Genomic DNA, 15296 nt, shown 5'->3' on the forward strand with positions numbered 1-15296 from the left:
TGGGGCTGTGCTTACAGCGCGGCGATCTCGGCCTGCTGGGCTTCCAGCTTGGTCAGCTGGAGACGGTAATCTTCCAGCTTTTCGCGCTCTTTGGCGATGACAGCTTCCGGCGCCTTGGCGACGAAGGCTTCGTTGCCGAGTTTGCCTTCGATACGACCGCACTCACCCACCAGACGGGCAACCTCTTTGGCCAGACGGGCCAGTTCGGCATCCTTGTCGATGAGACCGGCCATCGGGATCATCAGCTCGGTAGCGCCGATCAGCTTCTTCACTGACAGCGGGGCAGTTTCACCGTCCGCCAGTACGCGAATGGATTCCAGACGGGCCAGCGACTTGAGGAAGGCCTCGTTGTCAGCAGCACGCTGGGCATCCTTGGCATCGCACTGGAGCAGCACGTTGAGGGGCACGCTCGGCGCCACGTTCATCTCGGCACGGATGTTGCGGATACTGACGATGAACTCCTTCACCCACTCCTGATCCGCCATCGCGGCTTCGTCCACCTTGGCGGCGTCGAACTCCGGGAAGGCCTGAATCATGATGGTGTCGGCGTGTACACCGGCCAGCGGAGCGACCGATTTCCAGATGGTCTCGGTGATGAACGGGATGATCGGGTGTGCCAGACGCAGCAGGGTTTCCAGCACGGTCACCAGGGTGTGGCGGGCAGCGCGCTGCTCGGCCTCGGAACCCTTGGTCAGCACCGGCTTGGTCAGCTCCAGATACCAGTCACAGAACTGGTTCCAGATAAATTCGTACAGCACGCCAGCCGCGATGTCGAAGCGGTAGGTATCGAGGGCGGTACGGAAGTCACGGATGGCCACTTGCAGCTGGGACTGGATCCAGCGATCCGCCAGACTGAACTGCATTTCGCCACCGTTGAAGCCACAATCCTGATCTTCGGTGTTCATCAGCACATAGCGGGAGGCGTTCCACAACTTGTTGCAGAAGTTGTTGTAGCCGTCCAGGCGCTTCATGTCCCAGTTGATGTCACGACCGGTAGAGGCCAGCGCCGCCAGCGTGAAGCGCAGGGCGTCGGTGCCGTGGGCATCGATCCCTTCCGGGAATTGCTTGGCGGTACGCTTGGCGATCTTCTCGGCCATCTGCGGCTGCATCATGTTGCCGGTGCGCTTCTCCAGCAGATCTTCCAGCGAGATGCCATCGATCATGTCGAGGGGGTCCAGCACGTTGCCCTTGGACTTGGACATCTTCTGGCCCTCTTCGTCACGGATTAGGCCGGTGATGTAGACGGTCTTGAACGGGACTTGTGGCTGGCCGTTTTCGTCCTTGATGAAGTGCATGGTCATCATGATCATCCGGGCAATCCAGAAGAAGATGATGTCGAAGCCGCTCATCAGCACGTCGGTCGGGTGGAAGGTCTTGAGCGCCTCTGTGTTGTTCGGCCAGCCCAGGGTGGAGAAGGTCCACAGGGCGGAGCTGAACCAGGTGTCGAGCACATCTTCGTCCTGACGCAGGGTAGTCACGGACGGGATGCTGTGCTTTGCGCGCACTTCATCTTCGCTGCGGCCCACGTAGACGTTGCCGGCGTCGTCATACCATGCAGGGATGCGGTGACCCCACCACAGCTGACGGGAGACGCACCAGTCCTGAATGTCGCGCATCCAGGAGAAGTACATGTTTTCGTACTGCTTTGGCACGAACTGGATGCGGCCATCTTCCACCGCCTCGATGGCGGTCTTGGCCATCGGTGCCACGCGTACGTACCACTGGTCGGTCAGCATCGGCTCGATGGGCACGCCACCGCGATCGCCGTAAGGCTGCTGCAGCACGTGATCCTTGATCTCGGCCAAGAGGCCCAGCTCGTCCAGCTTGGCCAGAATCGCTTTACGGGCGGCGAAGCGCTCCAGACCGGCGAACTCGGCCGGCAGGGCGGCATCGTAGGCGGTGCTCGGGTTGCCGTTGGTATCGACCACTTCGGCCTCGGCACGCACGTGAGCGTCCAGGGTGAAGATGTTGATCATCGGCAGGCTGTGGCGCTTGCCCACTTCGTTATCGTTGAAGTCGTGGGCCGGGGTGATCTTCACGCAACCGGTGCCCTTCTCCATGTCGGCGTGTTCGTCGGCGACGATGGGGATCAGACGGTTCACCAGCGGCAGCAGGATGTGCTGGCCGATCAGCGCCTTGTAGCGCGGGTCTTCCGGGTTCACGGCCACGGCGGTATCGCCCAGCATGGTCTCCGGACGGGTGGTGGCGACAATCAGGTAATCCTTGCCTTCGGCAGTCTTGGCGCCGTTGGCCAGCGGATAGCGCAGGTGCCACATGTGGCCCTTGATCTCGCGGTTCTCCACTTCCAGATCGGAGATGGCGGTGTTGAGTTTCGGATCCCAGTTCACCAGACGCTTGCCGCGGTACATCAGGCCATCTTCGTAGAGACGAACGAACACTTCCTGCACGGCGGCGGAGAGCCCCTCATCCATGGTGAAGCGCTCGCGCTCCCAATCCACGGAGTCGCCCAGACGGCGCATCTGGCGGGTGATGGTGCCACCGGACTCTTCTTTCCACTGCCAAATCTTGTCGATGAAGGCATCACGGCCGTAATCGTGGCGAGTCTTGCCCTCTTCTGCGGCGATCTTGCGCTCAACCACCATCTGGGTGGCGATACCGGCATGGTCGGTACCTGCCTGCCACAGGGTGTTTTTGCCCTGCATGCGGTTGTAGCGGATCAGGGTATCCATCAGGGTTTGCTGGAAGGCGTGACCCATGTGCAGGCTGCCGGTGACGTTCGGCGGCGGGATCATGATGCAGAAGGAGTCTTTGCTGGTGTCGCCGTGGGGCTTGAAGTAACCCTGTGCTTCCCAATGCTGATAGAGCGCCTGTTCGATGGCGTTGTGATTAAAAGTCTTTTCCATGGTCTCGCCGTAATCTGGATGGATGGAGTCTGGTGTTGATTCTTTATGGATCAATTGGTTGCAGTCAGGGCTGCGCCGGATCCGGTGCGGCAAGGACGGGCTGATCCCTCATTTCGAGGGCATGGCCTGCCTGGCGATAGTGCTTGTAGCGCTCGCGAGCTTGCTGCTTTTGTGTTTCGTCAGTGGGGACAAAATCTACCACTTGAGCGAAGTGTCCTGCAAACAAAGGTGTCGCAGTGGCCAGATTGATGAGGCGGGCGTAGCGCCGTTTCGGTGGCTGATAGCCGATCTCCACCGGGGCCATGCCACTTTCGCCTTGCAGCTGGTGCGGCACGAAGCGCTCCGGTGGCAGTTGCCACAACAGCTCGTCCAGACGCAGGGCCTGGGCCTCATCGTTGCAGAACAGGTAGATATGGCCCGTGCCCCACGACTCGGCCGCAAGAGTACAGGCCAGTCGCTCGACCGCAGAGGCCTGCGTGTCATCCTGTTCGCTCATCAGGTAAAAGGTCACTTGGCTCATCAGGTTGATCCCGTTTTGCGGTGACGGAGTGTTGACCGCCTCATGAGGCTGACGGGGCGTTTCCCGTCCGCAACTCACTGATTCAAGAATGAAACAAGGAAGAGGCGGGCCTCTTCCTTGTGGTTCAGGGTAACGCCAACCCTTCCGATGCAGCCATCGGCAGGGGCCGGAGAGTTACTCTTTCTCTTCGATATCCACGCCAGCCCGGTTCAGCAGGAACTGGGTCAGCAGGGGCACCGGACGACCGGTAGATCCTTTGTCCTTGCCACTCTTCCAGGCGGTCCCGGCGATATCCAGGTGGGCCCAGTTGTACTTCTTGGTGAAGCGTGACAAGAAGGCGGCCGCGGTGATGGTACCGGCCGGACGACCGCCGATGTTGGCCATGTCGGCGAACGGGCTGTCGATCTGCTCCTGATACTCGTCAAACAGCGGCAGACGCCAGGCGCGATCACCCGCCTGCTCGGAGGCGTTGAGCAGCTCGTGGGCCAGCGGGTTGTGGTTGGCCAGCAGACCCGAGGTGTGGTGGCCCAGCGCGATGACGCAGGCACCGGTCAGGGTCGCCACGTCGATCACGGTTTCCGGATCGAAGCGGTCCACATAGGTCAGCGCATCACACAGCACCAGACGACCTTCCGCATCGGTGTTGAGCACTTCGATGGTCTGGCCTGACATGGAGGTGAGGATGTCACCCGGGCGATAGGCGTTGCCACCCGGCATGTTCTCGCAGCCTGCCAGCACGCCGATGACGTTGATCGGCAGTTGCAGCTGGGCCAGCGCATGCATGGTACCGAGCACGGAGGCGGCGCCACCCATGTCGTACTTCATTTCGTCCATGCCGTCGGCCGGTTTGATGGAGATGCCGCCGGAGTCAAATGTCAGACCCTTGCCGACCAGCACGATGGGCTTGGCATCCGGATGACCCTTGTATTCGATGATGGCCATCATGGCTTCGTTGTCGGAGCCGCGGGCCACCGCCAGATAGGAGTTCATGCCGAGCTCGGCCATCTCCTGCTCGCCCACCACCTTGGTGGTGATGTTGTCGTAGGCATCGGCCAGACGACGGGCCTGGGAGGCCAGATAGGCCGGGTTGCAGACGTTGGGCGGCATGTTCGCCACGTCGCGGCAGACCCGCACACCCTTGGCCACGGCCAGACCGTGAGCGATGGCTTTTTCACCAATGGTCAGTTCCCGACGCGTCGGCACGTTGAATACCAGCTTGCGCAGCGGGCGACGTGGCTCGGCCTTGTTGGTCTTGAACTGATCGAAGCTGTAGAGGCCCGCCTTGGTGGTTTCTACCGCCTGGCGTACCTTCCAATAGGTATCCCGACCCTTGACGTGCAGCTCGGTGAGGAAGCAGACCGCTTCCATGGAGCCAGTTTCGTTCAGGGTGGTGATGGTCTTGTTGATGATCTGCTTGTACTGGCGTTCGTCGAGTTCCCGCTCCTTGCCGCATCCGACCAGCAGTACGCGCTCGCTGAGCACGCCCGGTACTTGATGCAGCAGCAGCATCTGGCCTGGTTTCCCTTCCAGGTCGCCACGGCGCAGCAGCGAACTGATATAGCCATCGCTGATCTTGTCCAGTTGTTCGGCAACCGGAGAGAGGCGACGAGGCTCAAATACGCCGACTACGACGCAGGCGCTCCGTTGCTTCTCTGGACTGCCACTCTTTACACTGAACTCCATGGAATCTCCTACATCCTAAAGACAAAAGGCACCTTTTATTGAATAATGCGGTGCTTGTTGGGGTATCAGAGGCGGAGCGAACAGCCACAGGCTCCGCAGTTCAAACTGGTAAAAATCCAATATACGGCCCTATTTTTCAGGCATTCGACTAAAAACACAAGTTTACTTGGGAATGACTGTGATCGTTTTCCGATATTTGTTCAGGGAAACCCTGAAAACCCAGCTGGCAGTGTTATTCGTATTGCTGCTTATCTTTGTCAGCCAACAATTTATCAAGATCATCGGTGACGCCGCCGATGGCGAGGTGCCGACACGTCTGGTCTCCACCCTGCTGCTGCTCAACTTGCCCAATATGGCGCTGTTGATGCTGCCTATCAGTCTCTTTTTAGCCATTTTGTTTGCCCATGGTCGCCTCTACGCCGAAAGCGAGATGACGGTGATGCATGCGGTCGGCTTCAGCCACCGTTTTGTGATGCGCAGCGCCATGTTGCTGGCCTTGCTGACGGCGGTGGTTGCGGCGTTCAACACTGGCTGGATCGCCCCGCAGGCCAAGGAGCGCGAGTATCAGGTGATCGACGAGTTCAAGTCGGATCCGGGTATCTCCTTCCTGCAGGCTGGCCGCTTTATGGAGCTCGACAAGGGGCGTCTGGTTGCCTATATCCAGGATTTGAACGACAACGGCTCAAAACTGCAAAAGATCTTCGTGCTGCAGCGGGCGGAGGGGAACAATCCTCCCTCGGTGGTGGTGGCGACCGAAGGGGTGGTGACGGTCGATGAGAACGGCCTGCAGTGGCTGACCCTGATGGATGGCTCCCGCTACGAGGGGAACTTCTCCGGCAAGCAGTTCCAGATCTCCGATTTTCGCGAATATGGTCTGGTTATCCGCCAGCAAGAGATGGAGCGTTCCAACCGCAAGGCGGCAGCCAAGCCGACCATGGAACTGTTCGGTACCCAGGACAACGCCATGATGGCGGAATTGCAGTGGCGTATCTCGCTGCCCCTCTCCATTCCGGTGCTGACCCTGCTGGTGGTACCGCTGGCGCGGGTCAACCCCCGTCAGGGGCGCTACGCCAAGCTGTTGCCGGCCATCATGCTCTATCTCTCCTACTTCCTGCTGCTCAGCGCCGCCCGTTCGGCCATCGACAGCGGTCGACTACCCTACTGGCCGGGGATGTTCCTGGTGCCGCTCGGTTACCTGCTGTTTATCGGCCTGCCCCTCAATCTGCAGGGCACCAGCTGGTGGAACGGGGTGAAAGGGCGCTATTTCAACAGAAAATCAGCATGATGCTGCAACATAGGAACTTCTGCTGATGTTTGGCATTCTCGATAGGTATATCGGTCGGGTCATCTTTATGTCGATCCTACTGTGTGAAATCACGCTCGTTGGTCTGGCGGGGCTCATCAAGTATGTAGAGCAGCTCAAGTCGGTCGGTGACGGCAACTACGACATGATCAACGCCCTCTACTATGTGCTGCTCTCCATGCCCAAGGAGGCGGTGCTCTTCTTCCCGCTGGCGGCGCTGCTGGGTGGCCTGATTGGTCTGGGTCAGCTGGCGACCAGCTCCGAGCTGGTGGTGATGCAGGCGGCGGGTCGCTCCAAGATCAGTATCGTGATGGCGGCGCTCAAGACGGCGATCCCGCTGATGATCATGGTGGGGTTGATGGGGGAGTATGTGGCCCCCATCGCCAAGCGGATGGCAGATGACATCAAGGCGGGCGCGCTGTCCGAAGGTCGTCTGACGGTTTCCGCCTACGGGGTGTGGGCTCGCGATGGCAACAACTTCGTCAATATCAACGGGGTGCGTAACGATGGCGCCCTCACCGGCATCACCCTCTATCGCTTCACCCCCGAGCGCAAGCTGATCGACGTGGTGCAGGCGCAGGAGGGTGTGTTCGAGCGTCACCACTGGCTGCTCAAGCAGACCCAGGTTACCCGCTTCGACGATCCCGCGCAGATCCGCAGCGAGCAGCATGACAAGATGGAGTGGAGCTCAGAGTTGACGCCCAAACAGCTGGGGGTGGTGAGTATCGACCCCGAGAACCTCTCGGTCTCCGGTCTGCTCGATTACATCGGCTATCTCGATGCCAACAAGCAGGATGCCGGTCGCTACAAGCTGGAGATGTGGCGCAAACTGCTGTCACCGCTCTCGGTGGTGGCGATGATCCTGCTGGCCTCCTCCTTCATCTTCGGCCCGCTACGCTCGGTGAGCATGGGGGCACGGATGCTGATGGGGATCATGACCGGTTTCGCCGTCTATGTGAGTGATCGGGTGTTTGGCCCCATCAGTCTGGTCTATGCGGTACCACCGATTCTGGCGGCTATCGCGCCCAGCTTGCTGTTTGGCGGTATCTCCTTCTACATCCTCAGCCGCAAGCAGTAATCCCCACGAGGTTATGAGGAAATGCAAAGAGGGCTCCTGTTGGTGCCCTCTTTCGTTATTGCATTGCTCCGGGATTACTTGTTCAACAATTCCAGATTTGCCTCTTTGCTCAGCACAATCACTTCGCACTCGGCCCAGATATCCTGAAACGCCCGCGGACGCTGGCGGTTGAACAGGCACATCAGGTTGCCCAGACCAAAGGCGGCGGTAGCGAGACGGATCAACGCCTGGGTAACGCGGATGTGGCTGCCATCCTCGTTCTGAATGCGCAGCCGCCAGGCGCGCATGCCGACGGTCTGGCCAGCGCGGGTCCAGAACCAGGTGTAGAAACCGCAGATGACGAAGGCGAGCCACAGGGTGTAGAGCAGGCTCAGGTGGTGGCGGGTCAGCAACCAGACGGTATCTTCACCCGCCGGTACGCTGGCCATGCCGGTGACCAGCAACAGCTTGGCGACACCCATGCCGATAAAGCCGGCGATGATCAGCAGCGAAGTCACCACCAGCGCATCATAGATTAGGGCGCCGAGGCGACGCAGCAGACCCGCTGACGGGTATGGCTGAGTGGCGGTAGAAGTGGATTTTTGTTGGACTTTTTTAGGCTTGGCCATCGTTTTTATTCCATTAAGATGATGGCGGCATTCTATGTAACTGGCCCCGCATCGGCAAGGCGTTGAATAAATGAACAAACGGGAGTGTTCAATCGAAAAACACCTTGCATGGCATCGCGCCATTCGTATAATCCCTCGCAGTTGCCCGGGTGGCGAAATCGGTAGACGCAGCGGATTCAAAATCCGCCGGTGAATAACCGTGTCGGTTCGAGTCCGACCCCGGGCACCATTCTTTTCCCTGTTTGGTCAACAGGTTACAGCGCTCAAGAGCGCTCCTGCTCAAAGTTTCTGCGGTTGATAACTCTCATTCATGTGCAAATATGTGCAAGAGGCTTCAACCAATGGCAAGCATCCAAGTTCTCACTCGAAAAACCGGCAAGTCCTATCGCGTTCAGTTCATGCGTAACGGCAACCGTGTATCCAAAGTTTTTACCCGCAAAAAAGACGCAGAGCAGTTCCTGGCTCAGATTACTGTATCTGACGAGCTGGCGGATGCCTTAACCAACGTCACCCTCACCAGTACCACCATTCAACAAGCTATCCATGAGTACCTTGAACAGCACAAGGGACGGGACAAATCTGTACCACAGCGTCTGGGCTGGTGGGCTGAACATCTCGGCGACAAGACGTTGAACAAGGTAAATCGCCAGCGGATCAAAAACGCCATCTCGATTTTGGAGGCAGAGGGGAAAGCTCCTGCGACCCTGAACCGCTACAAAGCAGCGTTGTCAGCAGTCTTTGCCTACATGTGTGATCGCTATGACCTCAAAGTGAACCCTTGCCTAGAAGTGAAACAGAAGAGGGAAGACAATGCTCGCACACGCTTTTTGTCGACAGATGAACTTGCTCGATTGATGAAGGCCACAAAGTCGAGCAAGTGGGAGCGACTTCATATGCTGGTTCATATGGCGTTGACCACTGGTGCACGGAGGGGCGAGTTGATTGGCCTCCAATGGTCAGACATTAATTTCAACACGCGCACAGCTCACTTGGCGGTGACCAAGAATGGTAGTCAGAGGGTTCTATCTCTGACCGCTGACTTGCTTACTGAGCTCTCCAAGTTTCGCGAGATTGGTGCCAGCTTTGTGTTCCCTCATCCCTCTGGCCTCAATCGACCGTTTACCGAGTTTGATTACCATTGGCAGGCCGCGAAGAAAGCTGCGTTGCTCTCTGATTTCCATTTTCATGACCTTCGGCACAGCTGTGCCAGCTTGTTGGCGATGAACGGTGCCAGCATTCTGGAGATCGCAGAGGTGTTAGGTCATAAGTCGATTACCATGACCCAACGATATTCCCATTTGTGCAATGCCCACAAAGCCAAACTCACTGATCGGGTATTTGGTAATCTCATGGGTGGTTAATCAATTAGGCTGTGCAGCTTAGATGTATTGAACATGTTAGCCTGAGCCCCTCGCATCTATGGATGCGGGGGGCTTTTGTTTGTCTGGGGATGTAGTAGATGAGTGACCAATATATAAACAGCGATTTTCTGGAGGGTTTGGTCGTATGGCAAAAATCACCAGATGATGAACCCATCATTGTTGATGGAGAGGAAGGAATTCCGTACTTCTCCCTAAATGGTCGTCCGAGGTTGGCCATTACAAAAGATGGTCAATTAATAGACTCCGTATCAATCGACATTACAGCCAAAAAAGTAACGTCTGATGATGAAGTCGAGCGCCAAAATGACCAATGCCATATTGGGAGCTGGGAAAATAAAACACCTCGTCTGACGATAAAGCGTGAAGTCGCCAAAGAGGCCATCAATTATAGCGCAAAGTTGCGGAAAATTGGGTGGACTGATGAGCTACTGAATTTTGAACTGAATGCGCTTGAGCTCCGCTGGGCTGACTCAGACATCACAGTACCGTCAGTTGCTACTATCCGAGCTAGAAATAGGCTCTCTCCTCATAGATATAAGATTCCAAGACTGGCTGTGGCTGCCTACATTGAATATCACAAGATTGGCTTCCAAAAGGGATTCATGGCTCAAGTAACAGGGAAAAGTGAAGAAGAAATATCGTACGCTCTTGTTAGATTAGCCTTGGATATCGCATTGCTAAACCCTTGCCTGGGGAAAGTATGGGGGAGAGGGTATACCCGACAAGGAATGCGCAACAAGGATCTACCTCTGTCAGATTCCGAGATTACCTTGGAGTACCTTGAGGATCTGATTCAACACTTACACGCTCAGACAGCGAGCGAAGGTGGTTTTGAGTCACTGTATATTGATGATATCGCTTCTTTAGAGAGATCGATCAAACTCATTAAAGAAGATACTGAGCTTCAGAATCAGATGAAAGAATCTCAACTTGATGCTGTACAGGCCGCAAAAGTACTTCTGACTGCATCAGGAATCCCATGCAGGACAAATAAAGAAGATGAGCCATGGGCTCGGTTTGTTGCTGAAGCATGGGGAGTTATCCCTTCATATATCGTTAGTGCAGCCAAGATATTGAAAAAGTCAAGAACAGAAGTGAGCTGACTTCTGTTCTAAAAGAAAACCTATCACATCGCGTTAAATACTCCCCGACCAAACCGCAGAACGTTATGAGCAACAGGAAAGGGAGTATAAGCAGTATGCAAGACCTCAATCTCATCGCAATCAGCCAAGATCTAAACAACTGGCTGCCTGTGACCGAAATCCCCAAGCACTACCCCCAATTTAACTATCCCACACTGAAGGCCATGTTCTGGAAGCGAGCCGAGAAGCCCGGCTTGGAACGTTGCTGCCGAATTGTCGGCAAGCGGATGTTTGTGAACACCAAACTATTCGGCTTGTGGATGGCTGGTGGACTGCCTGAACAACACCCGACGGATGATTAAACCGCAGGGAACCCATCTGTTATCGGATATAGGCAAACATGGTGTGCAAACCCATGGGGAAAACATGAAAAAAAGCCCTTACCTGCGACAGTAAGGGCATTTCGGATTACTCACTGACTCTGACAGTTTGGCGACCAAGGAGCCAGTGAGTGCGAGGTAATTTTAACATGAAAGTTCACTTATTAATCCATAAAGGTCATCAAGGCTTGCTGGCCGAGATCCATGCTCTTTCTTCTGATTCGGAGGGCAAGCGATGATCTATTTTGCATGGGCCGCTGATAGCCAGACTGAAACCTTCTATGGACCACCCAATCCCAGAACCTGCAAACGCTCCCGTGTCGGAGTATTGAGTGCCTTCACCAGCCGAAAAGCGAGATCCGTTTTTATAGAGCAAAGCCAAGGGGCCGCTGCTGTTGTAACTCGCCCCTATGCTCGCCAAATGAAGGCAGGCTTAGACGAGCGGGCATTCAATGAGTTGGTTGCCGCTCTAGTTGGGGGCGAGGTATGAGCACTGTAAGGTTTGTTTCTGATGTGGCCGCCGCAGCTGTAGGGTATTGGCCGGATTTGCTGGCGGGTCTTGGCCTTGACATTCCGCGTCATGGCAAGCATGGCCCCTGTCCTGCCTGTGGCGGCAAAGATCGCTTTCGACTCGATGACAAGGAAGGGCGAGGGACTTTCATCTGTAGCCAGTGCGGTGCTGGGGATGGGTTGGATCTGGTATGCCGGGTGATGAGCAAGAGCCCCATGGAGGCAGCCGAGTTGATAGCGCCTATGGTGGGGTTGGCTGCCGGTGGGCTAGATCCTGTCGAACGGGGGCGCATCCACCAGCAACAACAGGCCAAGGCCAAAGAGGAAACCCGAAAGCGGGAAGATGGCCACAGGAAAGCTGCTGCACGCGCCTGCCGCATCATGAATGCTCATTCGCGTGGTTGTGGTAGCGCCTACCTATCAAGGAAAGGTTTTGCGGAACACCAGAGCGCGATCAGCGGTACCAAAGAAACGATAAACGGTGAGGTGTTCCCTGTCGGTAGCGTGATTGTTCCCTTGCTCGATGGTGCAGGGAATCTGGTTAACGTGGAGCTAATTCGCAACGAAGATGGTTTGAAACACACCTTGGGTGGTGGCCGCAAGGCTGGTGTATATCATCGCATTGATGGTGGGGCGCTGGTGGCAGTGGTGGAAGGCTACGCCACCGGTCTATCAGTCCAGCTGGCGACAGGGGCAACAGTCTATTGCGCGATGACTGCCAACAATCTGATGAACGTGGCTGAGATTGCTAGAAGTCAGAACCCAGACGCCGAAATCATCATCTGTGGTGATCACGATTTGGATAACGCAACAGGCCAGCGTAATGACTCTACCAAGCACCAGACTGAGCAAGCAGCACAAGCAGTGGGCGGGCGTGCAATATTTCCACCAGAGGCCGGGGATTGGAACGATTACCACCAAGCTCATGGGCTGAGCAAGACACAAGAGGCCATCATGAGCGCCAGCACCAGACTGGCGACCAGCCAAAGCCAAAACGCCAGCCAGAAGGGAGAGGAATCCAGGAAGATCGAGGTGAATCAGCTCCAACGGGTGCATGAGCCACCAGCCACCATGATCGACAAAATGAGTGCTAGTCAGCGGGCTGCACTACTGGTCGAACGATTGGGGCAAGTTGCTATCAGCCTTGAGGCCGAGCGTGTCTATCGCTATGACGGTAGCCTATGGGCACCATGGACAGATACCGAACTGCGCCGCGAAATGGCCGCCATCTTTACCGAGTATGGAGTTCCGTTCAGTGACAAAGGTATTGCCGCCACAGTTTCCACGATGAAGCTGATGATCCCAACCATGGGCCAGCCAACCAAAGAGCTGATCGGCTTTGCTAATGGGGTTTATGACATGGCAACTCGCCAGTTTCGGCCACATACGCCCAGCGATGGGCTGCTCACGCACAACGGAATCAACTATGCTCCGCCACTCGTTGATGAATGTCTCGAGCGGGATGCCCCCAACTTCACTAGGTGGTTATGTCACGCTGTCGATAACAACGCCGCCAAGATGGCTCGCATCAATGCCGCCCTATATATGGTGTTGGCAAACCGTTATGACTGGCAGCTATTCCTTGAGGTTACCGGTGAGGGGGGCAGCGGCAAGAGCATCTTTGCCAATGTGGCAATCCTGTTAGCTGGTGGAAAACGGAACACTGGCTCCGGCAACATGGCCTCACTGGACCACGCAAAAAGTCGCTACCAGTTTGTCGATAAACGGCTGATTGTTCTGCCTGACCAGCCCAAATACATTGGTGATGGCAGTGGTATCAAGGCGATTACCGGGGGGGATTTGGTCGAGATCGATGGGAAGTATGAGAAACAATTTGCCACTGTCATCCAGGCTGTTGTGCTGGCCACCAATAACGAACCTATGGTCATCACTGAACGCAATGGAGGCATATCCCGACGCCGGGTGATCTTTACCTTTGACCGGGTTGTGGCCGAAGCGGATAAAGATCCGTTGCTTGGCGACAAGATTGCCGCCGAGTTGCCGGTGGTGATCCGCCATCTATTAGCCCAGTTCGCCGAACCTGAGCATGCCCGTCACTTATTGCTGGAACAGCGTAACTCCGATGATGCCTTGACCATCAAACGAGCCACCGACCCCGTGATCGACCTTTGCGGGATGGTGCTCTTTCTGGATGAACCCAAGGGATTGATGATGGGGGGTAATCCGGAGATCAAGCGGGAACCCCGGCGCTATCTCTATCATGCCTACCTTGCCTTCATGGAGTACCACGGCCTGGGGCGCCCGCTATCAGTTCAAAAGTTTAGCCGCGCGCTCAAGGCAGCAGCCAAAGAGTATGGCCGCCAATACTGCAGTCGGGTGATCAAGGGCAAATCGCAAACCAACATTATGTTGACCGAGGTAGCGGAGATGTTCTTACCCCAAGCTGTCAATGTCGATCAGTAATGACGACCCATTGATGACAGAATGATGAGCTTGGCCGCTGTACCTGAGGATGCGTGGGACTTTCATCTACAAACCCTACCCTCCCTACCTAGCACAGTTGAAAGCCTTGTCGGGCAAGGGATGCAAAGAGGTAGGGTGAGTATTCCCTAACCCTACCCAAACCCTACTGGTCATCTTTATCCCTACCGTCATGGCTGATGTGGCTTGGTTGCAAACCTACTCTGTTCTGATTAACCAAACGGATGGGATCTTGCTGCCGGGGGAGGGTATGGGTAGGGAATGAATGTTAAACCCTACACGTCTCAAGCCAGTCTTGGTAAGGCCTGCAACGGAGGTAGGCTAGGTAGGCGCAAAAAGCGGTAAAACAATTCAGGGGGATTAGCGGGCCACGCCAATGATGATCCACCAAGCCCAACGTGAAGCAGAAGCGAATGATCGACGAAGTTCTGAAAATGTATGCCAAAGAGATAGCGAAAGAGGAAAAGCAGCGGCTAAAGGAGCAAAAACGAGCAGAGCGCCAGCGCAAGCAGCTAGAACGATTGTGCAAGCCAGCACCGGGAGTCGAAGACATCTTTCGGTATCGTAATGCCTGGGCTCGGAATGTCGGGCAGTCTAACCGTCGATTGATGGAGCGGGCAGAGCGAAACCGTGCCATTTCCCAGCTCGGGCCGATTGATCACTTGGCCGCTCTTGTCGTTGCAATGGGGTGGCACCCGCACCATGCCTACATTCTGGTCGTAGCAACACATCCCGGTGTGACTTGTGAGGCGCTGACGGACTTCTATAACCTGAGTCATTCAAATCACAGGATGGTGTTTCGTCGCTTGAACATAGTGTTGAAGCAGTTGGGTTGGCGTTTCGCCTCATACCCCAGAGGCGCACCAAATGAACCATGGGGTTGGGAGTTGGAGAAAATCCTTAGGTGATCACCCCTAAAATGATCACTTTTTGTGTTACAGGCGATCATTATTGCCCTGTATGAGCATAGAATTGGCATAACCCAATAAGAATGAGGGCTACAGACCAGCTTACGTTACAGAATGCGGGAAAGTGATCACTTTTGGCAGAGTGGTTTTGGTGAAAAAACAGGATCGCTTACTCTCGGCAAAGATCGCAGTAACTAACAGTAAAATAAGGGTTTTTATTAAAAGTGATCGTTTTGCATAACGATCCTTTTTCTCTACTATTGGCGATCCCTTTTCTGGCTAGCCAGGATCGCTTTTTATGGTTAATTCCCCCCTTCTGAAGCCTCCAGGCCAGTTCTGGCAAGGGATTGCTGGTAGGGGCTAGCGCACACGCCTCTTCGACCGCCCCCGAAAAATGAAAAACCCTTTGTCCTGTTACGAGTGATCATTTGCAGAGTGCCCTTGAACTTCGCTGTATCGAAAAGTGGTAGTGGATGGCCTCCGGGTTGTTATCGGGCCGCGTTTAGGTAAATCGAGCTAACTGAGGAGGTGGTGAT

General features: G+C 55.6%; 11 protein-coding genes and 1 tRNA gene. 8 read left to right on the forward strand and 4 right to left on the reverse strand.

What is annotated here, in order from left to right; translation table 11 throughout:
* Positions 1 to 11 precede the first annotated feature (11 nt).
* From ACTG2G_RS12530 to pepA, 3 genes are all read right to left on the reverse strand, one after another.
* Entirely contained in the window at positions 12 to 2864 is a 2853-nt protein-coding gene (locus ACTG2G_RS12530; RefSeq protein WP_439985486.1) for a valine--tRNA ligase, read from the reverse strand.
* 64 nt (positions 2865 to 2928) lie between these two features.
* Positions 2929 to 3384 carry a DNA polymerase III subunit chi gene (locus tag ACTG2G_RS12535; protein WP_100644885.1) on the reverse strand — a complete coding sequence of 152 codons (456 nt, stop codon included), beginning with the start codon at positions 3382 to 3384 and terminating at the stop codon, positions 2929 to 2931.
* 174 nt (positions 3385 to 3558) lie between these two features.
* On the reverse strand, positions 3559 to 5067 hold the full coding sequence (gene pepA, locus ACTG2G_RS12540; protein ID WP_005336423.1) for a leucyl aminopeptidase: 1509 nt from the start codon (positions 5065 to 5067) through the stop codon (positions 3559 to 3561).
* 172 nt (positions 5068 to 5239) lie between these two features.
* Here pepA and lptF point away from each other — a divergent pair, with 172 nt between their 5' ends.
* Positions 5240 to 6352 (forward strand): LPS export ABC transporter permease LptF, encoded by a 1113-nt coding sequence (lptF, locus tag ACTG2G_RS12545; RefSeq protein ID WP_005356742.1) that lies wholly within the window; start codon positions 5240 to 5242, stop codon positions 6350 to 6352.
* Positions 6353 to 6377: 25 nt separating this feature from the next.
* Positions 6378 to 7448 (forward strand): LPS export ABC transporter permease LptG, encoded by a 1071-nt coding sequence (gene lptG / locus ACTG2G_RS12550; RefSeq protein ID WP_005355217.1) that lies wholly within the window; start codon positions 6378 to 6380, stop codon positions 7446 to 7448.
* A 74-nt stretch (positions 7449 to 7522) separates the two neighbouring features.
* Here lptG and ACTG2G_RS12555 read toward each other — a convergent pair whose 3' ends face one another.
* Positions 7523 to 8056, reverse strand: coding sequence for an RDD family protein (locus ACTG2G_RS12555; RefSeq protein ID WP_421386528.1), 534 nt, complete (start codon positions 8054 to 8056; stop codon positions 7523 to 7525).
* A 143-nt stretch (positions 8057 to 8199) separates the two neighbouring features.
* Between ACTG2G_RS12555 and ACTG2G_RS12560 the strand changes: the two genes are divergently transcribed.
* The 6 genes from ACTG2G_RS12560 to ACTG2G_RS12585 all read left to right on the forward strand — a co-directional run bounded on the left by ACTG2G_RS12560 (position 8200) and on the right by ACTG2G_RS12585 (position 14760).
* Positions 8200 to 8285: transfer RNA gene (locus ACTG2G_RS12560), tRNA-Leu, on the forward strand.
* A gap of 112 nt (positions 8286 to 8397) precedes the next feature.
* Positions 8398 to 9417, forward strand: a complete 1020-nt coding sequence (locus ACTG2G_RS12565) for a tyrosine-type recombinase/integrase (RefSeq protein WP_439985487.1) — start codon at positions 8398 to 8400, stop codon at positions 9415 to 9417.
* A gap of 98 nt (positions 9418 to 9515) precedes the next feature.
* Positions 9516 to 10541, forward strand: coding sequence for a hypothetical protein (locus tag ACTG2G_RS12570; protein WP_429103903.1), 1026 nt, complete (start codon positions 9516 to 9518; stop codon positions 10539 to 10541).
* Between the two features lie 95 nt (positions 10542 to 10636).
* Positions 10637 to 10882, forward strand: a complete 246-nt coding sequence (locus ACTG2G_RS12575; RefSeq protein WP_047438419.1) for a hypothetical protein — start codon at positions 10637 to 10639, stop codon at positions 10880 to 10882.
* Positions 10883 to 11386: 504 nt separating this feature from the next.
* Complete coding sequence (locus ACTG2G_RS12580) at positions 11387 to 13834, forward strand: primase-helicase zinc-binding domain-containing protein (protein ID WP_439985488.1); 2448 nt, start codon at positions 11387 to 11389, stop codon at positions 13832 to 13834.
* 431 nt (positions 13835 to 14265) lie between these two features.
* Positions 14266 to 14760, forward strand: coding sequence for a hypothetical protein (locus ACTG2G_RS12585; RefSeq protein ID WP_439985489.1), 495 nt, complete (start codon positions 14266 to 14268; stop codon positions 14758 to 14760).
* Positions 14761 to 15296 lie beyond the last annotated feature (536 nt).

The organism is Aeromonas sp. 55A (genome assembly GCF_051919665.1).
GTDB lineage: Bacteria > Pseudomonadota > Gammaproteobacteria > Enterobacterales > Aeromonadaceae > Aeromonas > Aeromonas veronii.